We start from the raw sequence: 2,282 nt of genomic DNA on the forward strand, positions 1-2,282 counted from the left end.
CCACGCCGCCAGCCGCCGGGGCCGGCGAGCTCGCTCGGCGTGGGGCCGTGGGAATGGCCGCAATGCTCGTCGTGGACGTGATCGTGGGCGTGGTGGTGATGCGCGTGACCATGGTCGTGGTGATGATGATCATCATGCGCGTCGTGATGATGGTGATGGCCGTGATCATGGTGGTGATGCGGCACGCCGGCGATTGCCGGCACCGGCTGGGCCGCCTGCAGCGCGCGGATGAAGGTGCGGCCCTTGACCCAGACGAGGCGCAGCCCGAACAGTGCAATCAAGGCGTAGCTCGCGATCTCGATCACGCCTTCCGCCTTGCACATGGTCTTGGCGGTCGCATTCAGCACCCAGGCCGAGATGCCGACGATCAGGATCGCCACCAGCGACTGCATCAGGGCCGAGGCGAACGACAGCGCAATACCGCGCCGCGCGGTCTCGCGGTTGGCGACGAGATAGGAGGCGATCACCGCCTTGCCGTGGCCCGGGCCGGCCGCGTGGAAGATGCCATAGGCAAACGAGATGAAGAGCAGCGTCCACACCGCCGAGCCGTCGGATTTCGCGGCACGGATGGTCACCGACATCTGGCGATAGAATTCCGACTGTTTTGCCAAGAGCCAACCGATGAGGCCGCTCGCTTCGGGTTCGGCCGCCTGCGCAGGGCGCGGCGCGCCAAAGGGGTTTTGGGCCAGGAGATCATGAAGCGCGCCATCAGCGACGCCGAGCACGACGATAGCCGCGGCGCAGGCGAGCAGCCCGCGGGCGAGCGGAGAATGCAGACGACCGATCAAGGGCAATCCACCGTGATCTTGTTGGCGAACATCATGCCGAAATTCGAGTTCTCGCCGTTCAGGAAGGTCTGCTCGTTGAGCTTCTGCGCAGTGGCGGAGCCGTCGCTTGGCCGGTCAAGCTTCATCTGGCAGCCCGCGGGCGCGCCGACGAGCTTCACCGGACTCTCCTTGGCCATCTGGAAGTCGATGAAGAAGGAGCGGTCGAACACTTCGAGCACCAGCTGCTTGGGCTTGACCGGGTTCTTCAGCGGCAGCGTGAAGTGCAGGGTCAACACCGTATCCTTGTAGTCGAGGAAATAGTCGACCGGCTCCTGGAATCGCTCCTTCTTGCCGTCGGCTCGCGCAAAGGTGAAATAGGCATATTCCTTCAGCGACTCGACATTGGTCTGCGCCAGCGGCCCAAGCTCCTCGCGCGTATAGGCGCCCTTGGTCTTGCTCTCGAGCCCCTGCACCGCATAGGCCGAGAACATGTCGTCGAAGGTCCAGGCATGGCGCACGCCAGTGATCGTGCCATCCTCGGCGTAGAGCAGCTCGCTGGTCGCGGTGATCCAGACATCATGGTCATCACCACCTCGGTGAGGAAGCACACGATCATGCTGTACTGGCCCGGCGAATGCGCATCGTAGCCGTTGGAGGCGAAGCCCTTGCTGACGTCGAATCCGGGAGCGCCGCTGGCGATGACGTAGAGCAGCCCCGCCGCCACGATCGCACCGGCGACCTGGGCGATCACATAGGGCAGGATCTGCCCGGCGGGGAAGCGGCCGCCGGCGGCAAGACCGACCGTGACCGCCGGGTTGAGATGGCAACCCGAGATGTGGCCGATGGCATAGGCCATGGTGACGACGCTCAGGCCGAACGCGAGGGAAACACCGACCAGGCCGATTCCGACCTGAGGAAAGCCCGCGGCGATCACCGCGCTGCCGCAACCTGCGAATGTGAGCCAAAACGTGCCGATGGCTTCAGCGGCGTATTTCTTGATATCCATGTGTCGTCCCCTACTTTCAAAGTTTCCGGAACAAGGCTCCGAAAACGGCCCCACCCTTGGCGTCAAATCTCCCAAATCAGGGCCGCACGGAGGTATTTTGCCTTATTTAATGGCTGAACTTGGCCCGAATCCCCGCTTGGCCGGTGGACATCCCCGCTTTTGTCTGATACATCCGCGCCCTCAAGGTTAAGGGCTTGCGCGTTTCGCCATCCCCTTCGTCTTACCAGAATTCAAATCCGATCCACTGAAGAGGATGCCGCGTGCAGGTTCTCGTTCGCGATAACAATGTCGATCAAGCCCTCAAGGCGCTGAAGAAGAAGATGCAGCGCGAGGGTATTTTCCGCGAGATGAAGCTCCGCGGTCACTACGAAAAGCCCTCCGAGAAGAAGGCCCGCGAAAAGGCCGAAGCCGTGCGCCGCGCGCGCAAGCTGGCCCGCAAGAAGCTGCAGCGCGAAGGCCTGCTGCCGATGAAGCCGAAGCCGGTGTTCGGCGCCGGTCCCGGCGGTGAT

Annotated in this window: 3 protein-coding genes and 1 pseudogene; 1 reads left to right on the forward strand and 3 read right to left on the reverse strand. The window is 63.2% G+C overall.

Annotated elements, in window-relative coordinates; all coding sequences use genetic code 11:
* From MOV75_RS35165 to MOV75_RS35175, 3 genes and pseudogenes are all read right to left on the reverse strand, one after another.
* Nucleotides 1–794 (reverse strand): nickel/cobalt transporter (locus tag MOV75_RS35165; protein WP_247007638.1); only part of this gene is annotated, 794 nt, incomplete at its 3' end.
* The gene (locus tag MOV75_RS35170; protein WP_247007640.1) at nucleotides 785–1,375 is read right to left on the reverse strand and encodes a DUF1007 family protein; all 591 of its coding nucleotides are present in this window, start codon (nucleotides 1,373–1,375) and stop codon (nucleotides 785–787) included. The genes MOV75_RS35165 and MOV75_RS35170, both read right to left, overlap by 10 nt.
* Nucleotides 1,345–1,773, reverse strand: a pseudogene (locus MOV75_RS35175) (aquaporin); the annotation flags it as partial. The pseudogene MOV75_RS35175 and the gene MOV75_RS35170, both read right to left, overlap by 31 nt.
* Before the next feature lie 260 nt (nucleotides 1,774–2,033).
* Here MOV75_RS35175 and rpsU point away from each other — a divergent pair.
* On the forward strand, nucleotides 2,034–2,282 hold a 249-nt coding region (gene rpsU, locus MOV75_RS35180), incomplete at its 3' end, for a 30S ribosomal protein S21 (RefSeq protein WP_247007641.1).

It is taken from the genome of Bradyrhizobium sp. PRIMUS42 (assembly GCF_023006515.1).
GTDB lineage: Bacteria > Pseudomonadota > Alphaproteobacteria > Rhizobiales > Xanthobacteraceae > Bradyrhizobium.